We start from the raw sequence: 16,397 nt of genomic DNA, 5'->3' as shown, positions 1-16,397 counted from the left end.
GGTGTTACCGGCGCTGTTATCGGGCTGTCTGGCTATTCGCGTGTAGCCGCAGCGCTATTTCAGCGCATCCAGGAGAGCTTATCTGGCAATGGATACCCGATATTCCATATTGATAGCCCGTCCAGAAATGGGACGGGCATTTTAGCGCTTTCTTACTTCGCAGGAATCGCTTTCAGCAATTCGGTCAGCAGAGTCCAGTAGTGGCCGACGCTTTCGATATGCACCTGCTCATCCGGAGAGTGAGGTCCGGTAATGGTAGGCCCAATAGAAACCATGTCCATATCCGGATAGGGTTTCTTAAACAGACCGCATTCCAGGCCGGCGTGGATAATTTGGATGTTCGGTGTCTTGTTGAACAGACGCTGATAGGTTTCCCGCACCAGGTGCATGACCGGCGAGTTCGCATCGGGCTGCCAGCCAGGATAGCTGCCTTTTGCTTCGGTTTTCGCGCCAGCCAGCTTGCCCAGCGAATCCAGCATACTCACCACATAATCTTTACCGCTGTCGATAAGAGAGCGAATCAGGCAGTGAATTTCGACATTCGCATCAGACATTGTGACCACGCCAACGTTCAGCGATGTTTCCACTACGCCTTTCGCCACGTCTGAATTGCGGATCACGCCGTTCGGCGTTGCGTTCAGCAGGCGCACAAAGGTATCGCGTGACGGCGCGGTCAATGCGGCTTTATCATTGGCAACATCATTAAGTAGCAGCGTCAGGTTTTTCTCTTTTTCCGCCAGTTCGTTTTTCAGAATATCATGGTAAGCGTTCACTAATGTTTTCAGAGCGCCTACGTTGTCTGCGGCAACGGCGAGGGTAGCGAACGCTTCGCGCGGAATCGCGTTACGCAGCGTACCGCCGTTGAAATCGATCAGACGCAGATCCAGCTCTTCTGCGTGCCCGGCCAGGAAACGCGCCAGCAATTTGTTGGCATTGCCAAGGCCGAGGTGAATTTCACCACCGGAGTGGCCGCCTTTCAGACCTTTCAGGGTTAGCTTAAAGCATGCAAATCCTGCGGGTACAGCTTCACGGGTCAACGGCAGATTAGAGGTAAAATCAATACCGCCTGCGCAGCCCATATAGATCTCACCTTCTTCTTCAGAGTCGGTGTTGATCAGGATGTCGGCCTGCAACCAGCCGGACTGAAGGCCGAACGCGCCATCCATGCCCGCTTCTTCGGTCATGGTCAGCAGCACTTCCAGCGGGCCGTGGACGACATTATCGTCAGCCAGTACCGCTAACGCAGAAGCCATTCCAATACCATTGTCGGCGCCGAGCGTAGTACCGCGCGCTTTAACCCATTCGCCATCAATATAAGGCTGGATAGGATCTGTAGTGAAGTCGTGAACGGTGTCGCTATTTTTTTGCGGCACCATATCCAGATGCGCCTGTAAAACGACCGGCTTGCGATTTTCCATACCTGCAGTGGCGGGCTTACGGATCAGAATATTACCGACCTGGTCGCGATCCACGTAAAGGCCTTTCTCTTTGGCCCAACTCACAATATGTTCCGCGAGTTGCTCTTCGTGATAGGACGGGTGAGGAATAGAACAGATTTTGGCAAAAATATCCCACAAAGGTTGTGGTGATAACTGAGACAGTTCAGACACGATAAGTCTCCTTGGCGGTGGTCTGAAAAACGTTCTTACAGGCCACAGGGTTAGCGGAATTGATAACTCTTACGAGATGCGACTGAGAATACCACTTTCTCCGCCTGCGGGTAGTATAAAGCATACAAAAAGAGGCGTGGATTCCGCTAAACACTGGTTTTTAGCGCGTCAGGTCTCTATAATCTCGCGCAACTATTTCCCCCTCGAACACTTTTTAAGCCGTAGATAAACAGGCTGGGACACTTCACATGAGCGAAAAATACGTCGTCACCTGGGACATGTTGCAGATTCACGCACGCAAACTGGCGAGCCGCCTCATGCCTTCAGAACAATGGAAAGGCATTATTGCCGTAAGTCGTGGCGGCCTTGTACCGGGCGCACTACTGGCGCGTGAATTGGGCATTCGTCATGTCGATACCGTATGCATCTCCAGCTACGATCACGATAACCAGCGCGAACTGAAAGTGCTGAAACGTGCAGAAGGCGATGGCGAAGGCTTTATCGTCATCGACGATCTGGTCGATACCGGCGGTACCGCCGTCGCGATTCGCGAAATGTACCCTAAAGCGCATTTCGTCACGATTTTCGCTAAACCGGCGGGCCGTCCGCTGGTTGATGATTATGTTATTGATATTCCTCAGAACACCTGGATTGAGCAGCCCTGGGATATGGGTGTGGTATTTGTACCGCCGATTTCAGGTCGTTAATCAGCAGCTTTTCAGAGCGCCCGGCAATGCCGGGCGCTGTTTTATTGGTTACAATAAGCCTCTATGAGTATCCAAGGAGGCTGCACGAATGACACAGGCTAACCTCAGCGAAACCCTGTTCAAACCCCGCTTTAAACATACTGAAACGTCTACCCTTGTCCGTCGGTTCAATCGTGGGTCGCAGCCGCCCATGCAATCCGCGCTGGACGGTAAGAACGTTCCGCACTGGTATCGCATGATAAACCGCCTGATGTGGATTTGGCGCGGCGTTGACCCACGAGAAATCCTTGATGTGCAGGCGCGCATTGTGATGAGCGACGCAGAGCGAACGGATGATGATTTATACGATACGGTCATCGGTTACCGCGGCGGCAACTGGATTTATGAGTGGGCAAAGCAGGCGATGGACTGGCAGCAGAAAGCCTGTCAGGAACAGGACGCCATGCGCAGCGGACGCTACTGGCTTCATGCCTCAACGCTCTATAACATTGCCGCCTACCCGCATTTGAAGGGCGATGAGCTGGCGGAGCAGGCGCAGGCGCTGGCGAATCGCGCCTATGAAGAGGCCGCGCAGCGGTTGCCCGGCTCGTTACGTGAAATGGAATTTGCCGTTCCTGGCGGTTCGCCTGTCACCGCGTTTTTACATATGCCGAAAGGGGATGGTCCGTTTCCGACGGTGCTCATGTGCGGCGGCCTGGACGCCATGCAAACCGACTATTACACCCTGTATGAACGCTATTTCGCGCCGCGCGGTATCGCGATGTTAACGCTTGATATGCCTTCGGTTGGATTTTCATCAAAGTGGAAATTAACCCAGGATTCCAGCTTGCTCCACCAGCATGTGTTAAAAGCGCTTCCTAATGTCCCCTGGGTGGATCATACCCGTGTTGCGGCGTTTGGTTTCCGTTTTGGCGCCAACGTTGCGGTGCGTCTGGCCTATCTGGAAGCGCCGCGTTTGAAAGCGGTGGCTTGCCTGGGGCCGGTGGTCCATGCGCTACTTAGCGATCCGCAACGACAGAGCACGGTGCCGGAGATGTATCTGGATGTGCTGGCCAGCCGTCTGGGTATGCATGATGCTTCGGATGAGGCGCTGCGTGTGGAGCTCAATCGCTATTCGTTGAAAGTACAGGGGCTACTGGGCAGACGTTGTCCTACGCCAATGCTTTCCGGATTCTGGAAAAACGATCCTTTCAGCCCGGAAGAAGAGTCTCGCTTAATTACAACATCATCTTCAGACGGTAAGCTGATAGAGATCCCTTTTAACCCGGTGTACCGCAATTTTGACCACGCGCTGCAAGAAATTACCGACTGGATTAATCATAGATTGTGTTAATAGATTGATAAATTCTATTGATTTGGTAAAACAGTTGCTTCATTAAAGGAGATCGCAATGACGTTACCGAGTGGACACCCGAAAAGTAGATTGATCAAGAAATTTACCGCGCTTGGCCCCTATATCCGGGAAGGGCAGTGCGAAGACAATCGTTTTTTTTTCGATTGCCTGGCAGTTTGCGTCAACGTGAAGCCCGCGCCAGAGAAGCGTGAATTTTGGGGCTGGTGGATGGAGCTGGAAGCACAAGAGAAACGCTTCACTTATCGTTATCAGTTTGGTTTGTTTGATAAAGAGGGCAACTGGACCGCAGTGCCGATTAACGAAACCGAAGTGGTGGAGCGACTGGAATACACGCTACGCGAGTTTCATGAAAAGCTACGCGACCTGCTGATTTCTATGGAGCTGGCGCTGGAGCCGTCTGACGATTTCAACGACGAGCCGGTAAAACTGTCGGCATAACCCTGCTGCCATGCCTGATGGCGTAGCGCCATCAGGCACAATGCGACTTATCAGAACTGGTAGGTCAACCCTATTGCCACAATATCATCGTCATTAATGCCTAACGTGTTATCGCTATCAAGCTGATTGATTTTGTAATCTACAAACGCGGACATATTTTTGTTGAAGTAATAGGTTGCGCCAACGTCAATGTAATTCACCAAATCCTCACTGCCGACGCCCTCAATATCTTTGCCTTTTGACAGCACATAGCCTAATGACGGACGCAGACCAAAATCAAACTGATACTGGATAACCGCTTCGAAATTTTGGGTTTTATTGGCAAATCCGCCGGAAACTGGCGTCATGTTGCGGGTTTCTGAATAGAAAGCCGCAATATAAATATCATTCGCGTCATACTTTACACCCGTAGCCCAGGCTTCGGCTTTATCGCCCGTACCGCGGCGCTGCAGATTTTGCTCCCTGGTGCGATCGGAGAGAGTATAAGCGCCGCTGACGGCAAAATCACTGCCGCCGAAATCGTAGCTCACGGATGTGCCGAAGCCGTCGCCGTTTTGCTTTTTCACATCGCGATCTTCGTTTTTCCCCTGATACTGTAAGGTAAGATCCAGTCCATCAACGATGCCGAAGAAATCGGTATTGCGGTAAGTCGCCAGCCCGCTGGCGCGTTTAGTCATAAAATTATCGGTCTGGGCGGAAGAGTCGCCGCCGAATTCGGGAAACATATCCGTCCAGGCCTCAACATCGTACAGCGCGCCCAGGTTACGTCCATAGTCAAAAGAACCGATATCTTTTAATTTCAGACCAGCAAAGGCCAGGCGGGTTTTTTGCTGGGACGAATCACTTTCGGCTTTATTACCGGCAAACTCAGCTTCCCAGCGCCCGTAGCCGGTCAATTGATCGTTAATTTGCGTTTCGCCTTTAAAACCAAAACGAACGTAGCTTTGATCGCCATCTTTGCTGTCATAATCGCTCATATAGTGCATGGCTTTAACTTTTCCATACACATCAAGCTTATTACCGTTTTTATTGTAAACCTCGGCGGCGTGAACAGATGCTGATGCGATGATACTCACCACTATTGCCAGAGTGCTCTTATTCATTTCCATTCCTGTTTTAATTACGCGCTATGATTTGTCGGGAGACCCGGTAAAAAACAGGAAGGTTTTTAACGTTCGGTAATGAAAGATTTATGACAAAGTGAGAATTTTTTTAAAAAAATATGTTTAATTGTTGCGGTAATAAAATGGTCAAATTCTGCCGCTACGCTTGCTGATCCTGCGCAACAAAATTTCACGCTACGCGTACAGGTTGTTGGCAACCGGAGCCAGTCCTGCTAAAACGTTCATTTGGTCTTTATTTCTTATTTTGAACGGCAGAGAATCATGAGTGACAGCCAGACGCTGGTCGTAAAACTCGGCACCAGCGTGCTAACAGGCGGATCGCGCCGCCTGAACCGTGCCCATATCGTAGAACTTGTCCGCCAGTGCGCGCAGCTACACGCCGCGGGACATCGTATTGTTATTGTTACCTCTGGCGCGATTGCCGCCGGACGTGAACATCTCGGCTACCCGGAACTGCCGGCAACAATTGCCTCTAAACAGCTTCTGGCGGCGGTAGGGCAAAGCCGCCTGATTCAACTGTGGGAGCAGTTGTTTTCAATTTACGGTATCCATATCGGGCAGATGCTGTTGACGCGTGCGGATATGGAAGACAGAGAGCGCTTTCTGAACGCCCGCGATACGCTGCGTGCATTACTGGATAACCATATTGTGCCGGTTATCAATGAAAATGATGCCGTTGCGACAGCGGAAATTAAAGTGGGCGATAACGATAACCTCTCCGCGCTGGCGGCGATCCTGGCAGGCGCGGATAAACTGCTGCTGCTGACCGATCAGCAAGGATTATTTACCGCCGATCCGCGTAGCAATCCGCAGGCGGAGCTTATCAAAGATGTGTATGGCGTTGACGATGCGCTGCGCTCTATCGCGGGAGACAGCGTTTCCGGACTGGGGACCGGTGGTATGAGCACTAAGCTTCAGGCGGCAGACGTGGCCTGTCGCGCGGGTATTGATACGATTATTGCCTCAGGCAGTAAACCGGGCGGGATCGGCGATGTGATGGAGGGGATTTCCGTCGGCACCCGTTTTCATGCGCAAGCCTCGCCGCTGGAGAACCGCAAACGTTGGATCTTCGGCGCGCCGCCGGCAGGCGAAATTACGGTTGATGAAGGTGCGACTGCGGCAATGCTGGAACGTGGCAGTTCACTTCTGCCAAAAGGCATCAAAAGCGTGACGGGCAATTTCTCGCGGGGGGAGGTCATCAGAATTTGTAACCTGCAAGGGCGTGATATCGCTCATGGCGTCAGCCGTTATAACAGTGATGCTCTGCGGCGGATAGCCGGCCACCACTCTCAACAAATCGATGCGATTCTGGGCTATGAATATGGCCCGGTCGCTGTTCATCGTGATGACATGATTACTCGATAAGGAACAGGCATATGCTGGAACAAATGGGCATTGCTGCTAAAGCGGCGTCGTATAAGCTGGCGCTGCTCTCCAGCTGCGAAAAAAATCGCGTGCTGGAAAAAATAGCCGATGAACTGGAAGCGCAAATGGAAAGTATCCTCAGCGCGAACGTACAAGATGTTGAGCAGGCGCGAGCCAACGGCCTGAGCGAAGCGATGCTGGACCGCCTGGCGCTGACCCCTGCGCGTCTGAAAGCGATTGCTGACGATGTGCGCCAGGTCTGTAATCTCGCCGACCCGGTCGGGCAGGTGATCGACGGCGGTCTGCTGGACAGCGGGCTACGTCTGGAGCGCCGCCGCGTGCCGTTGGGCGTGGTTGGCGTTATCTATGAGGCGCGTCCGAATGTTACCGTTGATGTGGCTTCTTTGTGTCTGAAAACCGGTAATGCGGTGATTCTACGCGGTGGGAAAGAGACGCATCGCACGAATGCCGCAACCGTTCGTGTCATTCAGAAGGCACTGAAAGCTTGCGGTTTACCGGAGGCAGCGGTTCAGGCAATTGATAATCCGGATCGTTCGCTGGTCAATGAAATGCTGCGTATGGATAAGTACATCGATATGCTGATCCCGCGCGGCGGCGCAGGCTTGCATAAACTGTGCCGCGAGCAATCCACAATCCCAGTGATTACCGGCGGGATTGGCGTGTGCCATATTTTTGTCGATAGCAGCGCAGACATCGCCCCGGCGCTGAAGATTATCGTCAACGCCAAAACCCAGCGCCCGAGCACCTGTAACACGGTGGAAACCTTGCTGGTGCATCAGGACATCGCAGAACGCTTTTTGCCTGCGCTGAGCAAGCAGATGGCGGAGAGCGGCGTAACGTTGCATGGGGATGAAACCGTCATGCAGGCACTGCATGGCCCTGCCAAACTGGTGCCGCTGAAACCGGAAGAGCTGGATAACGAGTTTCTGTCTCTGGATCTGAACGTTGTGATGGTCGAAAATATGGATGGCGCTATCGCCCACATTCGCGAACATGGTACTCAGCACTCCGATGCCATTTTGACGTGTGATATGCATAATGCTGCGCGTTTCGTGAACGAAGTGGATTCCGCTGCGGTTTATGTCAACGCCTCTACCCGTTTTACCGACGGCGGGCAGTTTGGGCTTGGCGCAGAAGTGGCGGTCAGCACGCAGAAATTACATGCCCGCGGTCCGATGGGGCTTGAAGCGCTTACCACCTATAAGTGGATAGGCTTTGGCGATGGTACGATTCGTGCGTAATTAATGTCGAGCGGTGCAAAAATAGCCGGTTGAGTAGCAAGGCTATTGACGCACCGCCCGGTTAGTTTTAACCTTCTACCCCGTGATTCACCCGTGTGAACACACCCTTCTCAGGGCCGATATAGCTCAGTTGGTAGAGCAGCGCATTCGTAATGCGAAGGTCGTAGGTTCGACTCCTATTATCGGCACCATCTCAATCAAGTAGTTACAAACTTTTCTTTCATAACAATCTTCTCATTTTCTTTCTCGCATACTTGCTTAGCATGGTATAGATGTCTATGAGGACGTCAGTCCGGAAAGCATTCGTTCTGCATGGTACGCCTTTCGCTATTCTCAGGGGCGTGAAATGAAAGGGTGAGTTAACAGAAGAACAAGTGAAATGACAGTTTTCTTTGACGGAGTCTATATAATAATATGAAATTGATAATAATTCTCCTTCTCGCGCTATTCCCGTTATGTTCATCTGCCAGCAATCATTATGCCCTTGTTTTTGAAAATAACACGATACTGCTTGTTTTAAATCTTAAATGTTCTCCCTGTGATTTAAACTGCGCAAATATTCAATACCAGCTTTTCAATAAAGAGACGGAGTCTGTTACTTCAGGGCCTGCTAAGCCTGTGACAACGGGCATCGAAAATAATTTTCGCGGTTATATGATGCGTAATAATAATACGTTCTACACATTAATTGAGTCAGATAATGAAAACGTATGGGATATGTCTGTTGAGGAGAAGGGAACTCAACAGAACAAAGATGCCGTGCAAAAAGAAAAATATCAGCTTAATGCTATTTTTGACAATGGTACATGCTGAATTCTGGCTTGTCTCAGGGATACGACCGTATCCCTGAATATTTCCCATCAAAACTCAGGAATAAAATCACTCTTACTAATATATTTTTCCAGTATGGCGGTATATTGTCGCCAGTTCCCGGAGTCATTGATTACTGCATAATTTATCGATGCTCCCGGCGTTGGCGAGCGTGTTAGCGGCACATCAAGTGCTGTTTTCGGCGCAACCATGATATCGCCGATACTTTTCTTGTCATCCGTCGTTAGCGTTAAACTCATATACCACGAGGTGGGGTTAACTATCCGTATAGTATTCTCTTTAGCAATAAAACGTAATTTTTTCTCCTCCGCTTCCGTTGGCGCTTTTAGCCCGGTCGGGCGAATTAAAATTTTTAGCCGCAAACGAAGCGGTAATACCAGTTTTCGCGGGTTGTTTTTAATGTCATGGGGGAGTGGCGGTATCTGATAAATGTTTAGCCAGAAGAGACTCTCCCGGTCCGTTGCAAGCTGCTGGCGGGAACTCAGGAGCAGGCGAAGCGTTCTCAGTTCCCCTGGCTGCATTTTAAATACCGGCGGCAGCGCCACCAGCGGCGTTTTGCTATTATCCGGAGAGGCGTCAATGTTTCCGGCGTCGGTCCATACCTGTAACAGCATCGGCGTTGTATTATCGTTGGATAGTGTCAACGATTGAGCGATATCATCTGAAGCAAAAATAATTCGGGTTCTGTCAATATTAACGGCGGCTTGTGCCGGGCCATACCATCCCGTCAACCCAAGTAGCGTTAATATGACTTTACTGAAAACTAACCACTGCCTGTAATTGCGCATTCACGCTTCCTGCCGTTACTGTTTGTCCGCCGATCGCCTCAAGCGAGGCAGTAAAATCACCGCTGTAGGTTTCTACTGAACCGGATGATACCCGTGTAGTTAAATCTTTATAGCCATACCAGCCTCGGGCGTTGCCAGTGCCTGTCTTGATCCGATCGGGTAACAGGTTAATCGGCGTACCGGCATCGTTATAGATGCGGATACCCACTCCGGAAGCTACGCCAGGTTCGCCATAATGGGTGTCCAGTAGCCACGACAGACCGCCTGCGGATGTGGTTAGCCCCAGGCGACGCGCCGCCGCCACGGCGGTGGGTTGATTAACGACAAACCCCATTGCGACATTAGCGGCGCTGGTGGACGGGAGGGCACTGGACACGGCACCGGACTCACATTCCAGGCTGACGTGGAAAGGCGCCTGGCTATTGCCTCCGGCGGCTAATATGCCGACGGCGACAGGGGGAATTTTCACGATCGCAGGATAATCTGTGATTTTACATAACGCGCCGCGAACATAGGTGACGCTATTATATGTACTCCATGCCCCGGGCCAATAGCCGGGCCAGCCATAATAATCGCTGGCATGATCCAGTCCCGCTTGGATCCGCTCGGTAATCAAGCCTGGGCCTTTAAAGGCGATATAACCCCGAGGCTGCGTCCAGGTATCTCGGTCCATTGGATTCTGGTAGGCAAAATATTTTCTTGAGTCAATTTTAAACATCTCATATAACACGTTGCTAAACGCGCTGGCAGGAATATAAATATATTTGTCATCCTGAAACCAACTGTCTGCGGTAAGTTGGCGTTCTTTCCAGAAACGGCTGTAATATTCGCCGGTACTGAGGTTTGTCATACGGACAGCAACATTACGCTCCACATCATAATAAGCGCCTTCTACTTCGGGAGTAAAAAATGCCCCCGCAAAAGCGCTATCGCCATTTGTCGAATACATCTCATAGAGCTTCCCGGCATCGGCGGTATCGCAGCGGTAAAGTACCTGTTTACTGGAATAGGGCGTGCCGGTGGCGGCCGTCAGGAAGTTACCTATCCCACTGGCCAATAGTGTGCCGGAGGGTTGAAATGTTTCACTATTACTGATGCTAATCACCGTTGGCAAACCAATATTACCGGTATTCGTGTCAGTTGCGCCGATCCAGTTTTGCGCCGTGTAGCCCGCTTTTATCGCCGCGTCAGAGAGCGCGCTCTTATCGGTGACTTTGATACATGACGACCATGTTCCGGCGCTGACGAACAGGCTGGTGATAAACAATAGCGTTCGGAAACTAAAAAGCATTGTGCTATTCCTTCTCGCAGATTTTGTTCAGATAGAGAAACGGTTCTTTGGTGTGAAGATCGAGTTGGTAGGCAACCCGGCAACGCTGGTTTGCCCCTGTTCCCCAGCGCACCAGTAGAGAACCCGACGGATGGGCGATACGGGCATAAATCTGCCCACTCTGGCCGACCATGCCGATGTTTGTGCCTTCACCGTTGAAAACATCAGCGCCCATTGGCGGTATGCCGCCATCCGGCATCTTCACGGAGATCAGCACTGCTTTGCCGCTGATAGTGGCGAAATTGACACGCGCGATGGCGCCAGCATAGGGCACAATCTGCTGACTTCCTCCCGTCAGTTCGGCATCGCTGCGCATCTTACGGGTGTCGAGCGTAACGTTATTGACGCGGTAAGGAGATAATGAAGGCAGAATGGCGTAACCAAAGCGATCAACCACAGCGCCCTGGCCATTTTGTACGATCGCGCCCTGCGCGCCATCGGCATGAATAAGCGCAAAGGTATCGCTGGTATAGGGGCCAGCCGTCAGACCTCCAGAGTGAAGTACCAGGGTGCCGGACGCGCCCAGCCCTTCCTGACGATAGTTATCACCCTGGTCATAGTTGGCGCGAAGTGCGCCAAACCGGGTGTTTTGTTGTAGATTACCGCCAAACGTCGTTGGCGCGCTGCTATCGCTATTGCTATTGCGATAACGCTCGTAGCCGCCATAAACCGACCATGACAGGTCGCTGTTTTCACCACTACTGCCGGTCATGGATACGGTTGAGGAACGACTTTGACTGGACTGGTTATAATTCATGGCGACAGACGTTCTGTTTTCGCCCCAATCCAGCGGTATAGAGACATTAAACGACATTGTGGTTTCGGTATATTTTTGTCGGCTACTCACGTCCAGTGGTTCGTTAACGCCGTGATAAAAGCGATCGTAATCCCAGGTGGTGCGCTGTCGTGCGATATTCACCCCGTAGCTTATATTCCGCCACTGGTTGCTATACCCCATTTGTAGCTGTGTTATACGCGATTGGTTATTGTAGTAGTCTGCGGTGCTGGCGCTGAGGTTAAGCGTGCCAAGCCGTCCTAACGGCTGGCTTACCGTCGCGGACAGGCGATTGCGCTGATGCAGCGTGTCGGAGTAGTAATCAATCCCCGTTTTTGCTTCCCGGCGTACGCCGAGCACGTCCTGAAGATCGCGAAAGCCGTTGGTTGAATAACGATAAGCCGCCAGTACCAGGTTAGTGCCGGTGGTAAACGTTTTGCTGTAACTGAGTTCCGCGCGCCAGCCTTGCTGGCGATCATTATGCTCTGCGCGCGCATTCGACCAGGTGGCGTTAAGGCCGAACGCGCCCATACCGGTGGCCCAGACACCGCCCGCCAGCCATGCCTGGTAACGCTGCGCAATTCGTGAACCGAGGTTGAGGGTAATGGTGTTATTAACGCCGTGCTGGAACGTTCCCTCAAAGAACCGATTTTCAATATCGTAGTACTGACGAACCCTGCCGAAGGCCAGCGAATAGTGCCAGTTACCGGGGCGAACCGAATCCGGCACGGAAGAATAAGGCACGGTGAAACGTGAGGTTTTACCGCTGGCCTCGATAACCTCTACCTCCAGATCGCCTTGATAACGGGTGTTGTACAGATCGTCAATATAAAATGGGCCCGGCGGAACGTTGGTTTCATAAATCACTTTCCCCAGTTGTTTTACTACCACGTGCGCGCTACTGGCCGCTACGCCCCGAACTTCCGGCGCATAACCGCGTTTGCCCTGCGGGCGCATCCGCTCGTCGGTGACTAGTTTAGCTCCGTTAAAAGACAGACTGCCGAATAAGCTGGAGTCCGTATAGCTATCGCCCAGCGACAGAATACTGTTAATAGACGCGACAGGTCTTTGCACCCAGGTTCGAACGCTATTATAGCGCCAGGCGCTTCCGCTCTGGTTGCTATTGGCATAGCGCAGATTACTTTGATGACGGACCTGCCAAAGTCCAAGGTTAACGCCCATGTTTAAACCGCTCCATAAGTATTGGTAGCGATAATGGCTGTCGGTATTTTCGGTGCGGGTCCAGTTTGTGTTATGGCGTAAAAACAGCGCCAGCGCGCCGCTATCCCACTCTGAAGGGGAGATATAACCGCGCGGTTTGTGCGTAAGTTCGGTCATTGGAATCGTCAGCAACAGGCGAAGCGTGGCGCTATCAAATTGCCAGCCGGCATGAGGTACCCACTCCCTGAGCGGGCGACACTCGGTCGCAGCGTCGGTCGCGGGGAGTGATTTTATCTGTGCCGCTTTCATCACCGATAAGGGCAGACAGGGTTCCGTCTGTTGACCCTCTTTTACAGCATTAAATCGAATATTAGTGCTCGAGGTTACCAGCGTGCCATTAACGTAAACGTCGGCAAGATAGTCTCCGGAAGGCGTTTGCTGTTCATTAAAACGGGCAATATTTTGTCCGTAAGTGGCCCCCTGAAGTAGCGCAGGATCAAAATAATACTCTTCACCCTGCGCGGAGCCTGAGCAAACTATGGCGATCAATAGCGCAAGGCTTTTGCGGTTCAAATTAATGGTGGGGGACATCGTAGCTCTCGCTTATCCTTGCGCCCAGGTCGTTAACCAAAGTAACGGTGACTGTACCGGAGAAGGATTTGAGTGACCGTTTGCCCGGCAGCCACCAGGTTTGACTGGAAAAAGGGGCAATCATGTCAGCATCCAGGTTATACGAAGCGCCGTTCACTTTTACATTCAGGTTACTTAAAGAGGCAAACCAGGGCTGCGGATTAACAATAACAATACCGCTTTTTCCGGAACCCTTATTTACCGTTTTAATCTGTAGTTTTTTCGCCAGATTATCAGGTTTACCTAGCCCGTCAGGACGATAGAAAAGTTTTATTCTTGAGCGCAGCATCACCAACATTTTATTTTGCCCGCCGTCGCTGCCAATATTCGTTGGTGGTACCTGTAATACGTTAAACCAGAATACTGACTCACGATCCTGCGGCAATTTTTTCGTGTTGTTATAAATTACGCGTACAACCTGGCCTGCTTTGGGTTGAATACGAAATACCGGCGGCGTGGCAATGAACGGCATCGCGCTGCTATTTTCCGGGCTGGTATTCATATCGCCATCGTCAAACCAGGTTTGTACGATATAAGGTATTGCATCATTATTTTTTAACTGCACATCTACGGAGGAGGCTGTTGATGGGTAAATTATTCGGCTACCCAAAATAGTAACGCTCGCCCACGATGCTGTGGCGGGTAGGGCCAGCAATAGAAAAACTATTAAGTAATATAATGCGGAATGTCGGGTATCCATTTTCATCTCAACAACTCCCTGGCGATTGAAAATGGTCTGGCGTTTCAACGCCAGACCGTAGCGACAATTATTTATACGAAACGGCGTATTGAAGGGTGGCAGCGACTGTCCCCGCCTCTGCTTTCCCGGTAGAGTAATACCGCGCGGTATAAGTCGCGCTCGCTTCAGAAGCATTTGGTTCCAGCTGTAGGTCGCCGTCGCCAGTAAAGCCGCCGGTCAGATTGATTGGCTCCCCTGAAGTGTCGAGTAATTGGACTTCAACATTTTTCGCGCTGCCAGTATTACCCAGGTTACCGTTACTGGTGACCTGATTACCGACAAAGACAGTGGAAATTTTTGTTGTTTTGTCCTTAGAGCCGGTACACCCGGACAGCCCAATATCAAACGTTATTGGCCCCGCAGTTTTCCCTTGTTCTGATAAATCTTTAGTACTTACTGTTGGTAATAACACGACGGGTTTAGCCTGATTACCATTAATCACGACAGAGCATGTTTCATCAGAGACTTCCCCTTGAAAGGTGATGGTGTTATCAGAAACAGCCATCGCGCTGCTGGAGACAAGAAGTGAGCCTGTGATCATTGCTAAATACTTTTTCATAGACATATGATAATGTTCCTGTATTAATCTTTACTTTTTCAGGACGAGTGCAATTCGCCCGAATGTTTCGTGCTTATGGAGGAGTGGTAAAAATAACGATCATTAACTCTATTTTTGGATGTGAGCTATACCCTCCTGACTATTGATAATGCGATATAAAACAAACAGACTTATTTCTCTTATCATGAAATAGAGCGATAAGCGCTTTCGTCCATACATCTCATTAGTACAACTGATAGTGTTATCATTTGATTGAGTGTAATCCGATAACAATTCTCTCCGCGTCTGAATAGATAGACTATGTTGCAATACAAACCTGCACATTTTTGCTATGTAAAATCCGTATCAGTTAAACCTCCCGATGGATAATACGATGGTGAGATTAAGGTAAATTTTCTGAAATGTGCTTCTGAAACAGTATAATTAGTCTTACTTTTTTCTTACTTTTGGCCTTTCAGAAGTTTCCTGAGTTTGCGTTAAGGTAAAGAAAAGTGTTCAGATTTACCTATAACTGTTTGATTTGTAATGTGCAGGTAATACTTGTGTCAATTATTGTTTACTATAAGTGAGACTTATAAGTTAAACTCAGGTTAATTAGGGGGCTGAATTCTTTTTTGAGCATGATAATATGTCGTCTGAATGATGGATGCAGTTACCTTTAGGATTGTCATGAATGAAAGCATATTTTTACTTGATAAGCGTGTTGTATTTGATAGTACGAAGATGACCTTATCGCATGGTAATGAGATAATCAGAATATCAGAAGCTGAGACCCATCTGCTTCTTGCTTTTTGGCATGGTCTTTACAAAAAAGAAGATATTATTCATTTTGTTTGGGAAAATCGTGGAGGCTGCGTCTCAGAATCAAGTTACTATAAACTCATTAATCAAATGAGAAATGATTTTAGTAGCATCGGTCTACAGCCATCTGATATCGTAACTCGCCCTCGGGTGGGGGTGTCGCTGTCTGTTGCCATTGAACCTATAAAAAAAATCACCTCCCTCAAGGTGAGTGATGAAAACGTTAAGGGCACCCCGACTCGGGAGAACATATTTTACAAAATTAAACGTCACAGCGTATTTGTGGTATTAACAGGAGCCATTCTTCTGGCATTGCTCTATGGTGTATTTACTATATATAAAGCGCCTGTTCGTAACAGCTCTGATAGTTTTTTTACATATCTTGGCGAATATAACGATTATGCAATCTATAAAACAAAAGAGGATAAGGTCACATTAAGTGAAGTAGTTTTTGCTTTTAACTCTCTAAAAATTAAAATTTACCGGCAAAATGGACGCCATCTTTATTATATCAGGGAGCCTAACATGAATATTTTTCTGCAATGCTTAAATCCTGTTGAAATGGCGGTGCCAAAATGTATTACAGTAAAAGAACGTTACTGATTATATTTGTAATATTTATCGCCATTGTCGCAATCGGATCGGTAATAGCGCTTGAGTGGGTAAATCGTGACTCTTATAGAACCAATAATCTTATATGCACGACAAAATCAGAAGTGTATATTGCGCCACGAAAATTGTACATGGATGGTGGACTTGTGCTGGATCTTAAATCCGGCAGGATTACCCTACACTACGATGTTACTACCGATACGAAAGAAAAACGGCTTTTTTTTCGTGACATCTGCATCAGCAAACTGCGCAGAACGGGTATGAAAACATTTACTTTTAAAGTTAATTCAGTTAAGACTTTTGAGTCTGAT

14 protein-coding genes, 1 tRNA gene and 1 pseudogene are annotated in these 16,397 nt (G+C 49.6%); 9 read left to right on the top strand and 7 right to left on the bottom strand.

Translation table 11 applies throughout. From position 1 onward, the window contains the following. Positions 1-152: 152 nt before the first annotated feature. Positions 153-1,610 (bottom strand): cytosol nonspecific dipeptidase, encoded by a 1,458-nt coding sequence (pepD, locus tag ACLJRH_RS06480; protein WP_001292972.1) that lies wholly within the window; start codon positions 1,608-1,610, stop codon positions 153-155. Positions 1,611-1,858: 248 nt separating this feature from the next. Here pepD and gpt point away from each other — a divergent pair, with 248 nt between their 5' ends. From gpt to crl, 3 genes are all read left to right on the top strand, one after another. Then, on the top strand, positions 1,859-2,317 hold the full coding sequence (gene gpt, locus ACLJRH_RS06475) for a xanthine phosphoribosyltransferase (protein ID WP_001292018.1): 459 nt from the start codon (positions 1,859-1,861) through the stop codon (positions 2,315-2,317). Between the two features lie 88 nt (positions 2,318-2,405). Then, positions 2,406-3,650, top strand: coding sequence for an esterase FrsA (gene frsA / locus ACLJRH_RS06470; RefSeq protein ID WP_000189586.1), 1,245 nt, complete (start codon positions 2,406-2,408; stop codon positions 3,648-3,650). 57 nt (positions 3,651-3,707) lie between these two features. Next, positions 3,708-4,109 (top strand): sigma factor-binding protein Crl, encoded by a 402-nt coding sequence (crl, locus tag ACLJRH_RS06465; RefSeq protein ID WP_000174693.1) that lies wholly within the window; start codon positions 3,708-3,710, stop codon positions 4,107-4,109. Between the two features lie 50 nt (positions 4,110-4,159). Here the strand turns inward: crl and phoE are convergent, their stop codons facing one another. Next, positions 4,160-5,212, bottom strand: a complete 1,053-nt coding sequence (gene phoE / locus ACLJRH_RS06460) for a phosphoporin PhoE (RefSeq protein WP_023136371.1) — start codon at positions 5,210-5,212, stop codon at positions 4,160-4,162. 282 nt (positions 5,213-5,494) lie between these two features. Here phoE and proB point away from each other — a divergent pair, with 282 nt between their 5' ends. The 4 genes from proB to ACLJRH_RS06440 all read left to right on the top strand — a co-directional run bounded on the left by proB (position 5,495) and on the right by ACLJRH_RS06440 (position 8,673). Next, the gene (proB, locus tag ACLJRH_RS06455) at positions 5,495-6,598 is read left to right on the top strand and encodes a glutamate 5-kinase (protein WP_410958007.1); all 1,104 of its coding nucleotides are present in this window, start codon (positions 5,495-5,497) and stop codon (positions 6,596-6,598) included. 11 nt (positions 6,599-6,609) lie between these two features. Continuing rightward, on the top strand, positions 6,610-7,860 hold the full coding sequence (gene proA / locus ACLJRH_RS06450; protein WP_023136370.1) for a glutamate-5-semialdehyde dehydrogenase: 1,251 nt from the start codon (positions 6,610-6,612) through the stop codon (positions 7,858-7,860). Positions 7,861-7,975: 115 nt separating this feature from the next. Continuing rightward, positions 7,976-8,051: transfer RNA gene (locus tag ACLJRH_RS06445), tRNA-Thr, on the top strand. 223 nt (positions 8,052-8,274) lie between these two features. Further along, positions 8,275-8,673 carry a hypothetical protein gene (locus tag ACLJRH_RS06440; protein WP_023136369.1) on the top strand — a complete coding sequence of 133 codons (399 nt, stop codon included), beginning with the start codon at positions 8,275-8,277 and terminating at the stop codon, positions 8,671-8,673. A gap of 47 nt (positions 8,674-8,720) precedes the next feature. Here ACLJRH_RS06440 and stbE read toward each other — a convergent pair whose 3' ends face one another. The 5 genes from stbE to ACLJRH_RS06415 all read right to left on the bottom strand — a co-directional run bounded on the left by stbE (position 8,721) and on the right by ACLJRH_RS06415 (position 14,679). Further along, complete coding sequence (gene stbE / locus ACLJRH_RS06435; RefSeq protein WP_001247022.1) at positions 8,721-9,479, bottom strand: fimbrial biogenesis chaperone StbE; 759 nt, start codon at positions 9,477-9,479, stop codon at positions 8,721-8,723. Further along, complete coding sequence (stbD, locus tag ACLJRH_RS06430) at positions 9,445-10,770, bottom strand: fimbrial usher protein StbD (protein WP_000899094.1); 1,326 nt, start codon at positions 10,768-10,770, stop codon at positions 9,445-9,447. The genes stbE and stbD overlap by 35 nt, the downstream gene beginning before the upstream one ends. Positions 10,771-10,774: 4 nt before the next feature. Beyond that, positions 10,775-13,336: a fimbrial outer membrane usher protein gene (locus ACLJRH_RS06425; protein WP_023223322.1), complete on the bottom strand. Its 2,562-nt coding sequence runs from the start codon at positions 13,334-13,336 to the stop codon at positions 10,775-10,777. Next, the gene (stbB, locus tag ACLJRH_RS06420) at positions 13,320-14,081 is read right to left on the bottom strand and encodes a fimbrial biogenesis chaperone StbB (RefSeq protein WP_000781489.1); all 762 of its coding nucleotides are present in this window, start codon (positions 14,079-14,081) and stop codon (positions 13,320-13,322) included. Before stbB ends, ACLJRH_RS06425 begins: the two co-directional genes overlap by 17 nt. A 61-nt stretch (positions 14,082-14,142) precedes the next feature. Next, positions 14,143-14,679, bottom strand: a complete 537-nt coding sequence (locus tag ACLJRH_RS06415; RefSeq protein WP_000062033.1) for a fimbrial protein — start codon at positions 14,677-14,679, stop codon at positions 14,143-14,145. 663 nt (positions 14,680-15,342) lie between these two features. Between ACLJRH_RS06415 and ACLJRH_RS06410 the strand changes: the two genes are divergently transcribed. Both ACLJRH_RS06410 and ACLJRH_RS06405 read left to right on the top strand, forming a co-directional pair. Next, positions 15,343-16,077 carry a transcriptional regulator gene (locus ACLJRH_RS06410; RefSeq protein ID WP_001005861.1) on the top strand — a complete coding sequence of 245 codons (735 nt, stop codon included), beginning with the start codon at positions 15,343-15,345 and terminating at the stop codon, positions 16,075-16,077. After that, positions 16,050-16,350, top strand: a pseudogene (locus ACLJRH_RS06405) (hypothetical protein). The gene ACLJRH_RS06410 and the pseudogene ACLJRH_RS06405 overlap by 28 nt, the downstream one beginning before the upstream one ends. Positions 16,351-16,397: the final 47 nt, after the last annotated feature.

Origin of the sequence: Salmonella sp. SAL04162, assembly GCF_046551535.1 — a bacterium.
In the GTDB taxonomy this organism is placed as follows: domain Bacteria; phylum Pseudomonadota; class Gammaproteobacteria; order Enterobacterales; family Enterobacteriaceae; genus Salmonella; species Salmonella enterica.
Note: the sequence above shows the minus strand (reverse complement) of the source record. Positions and strands in the feature narration are given on the sequence as shown.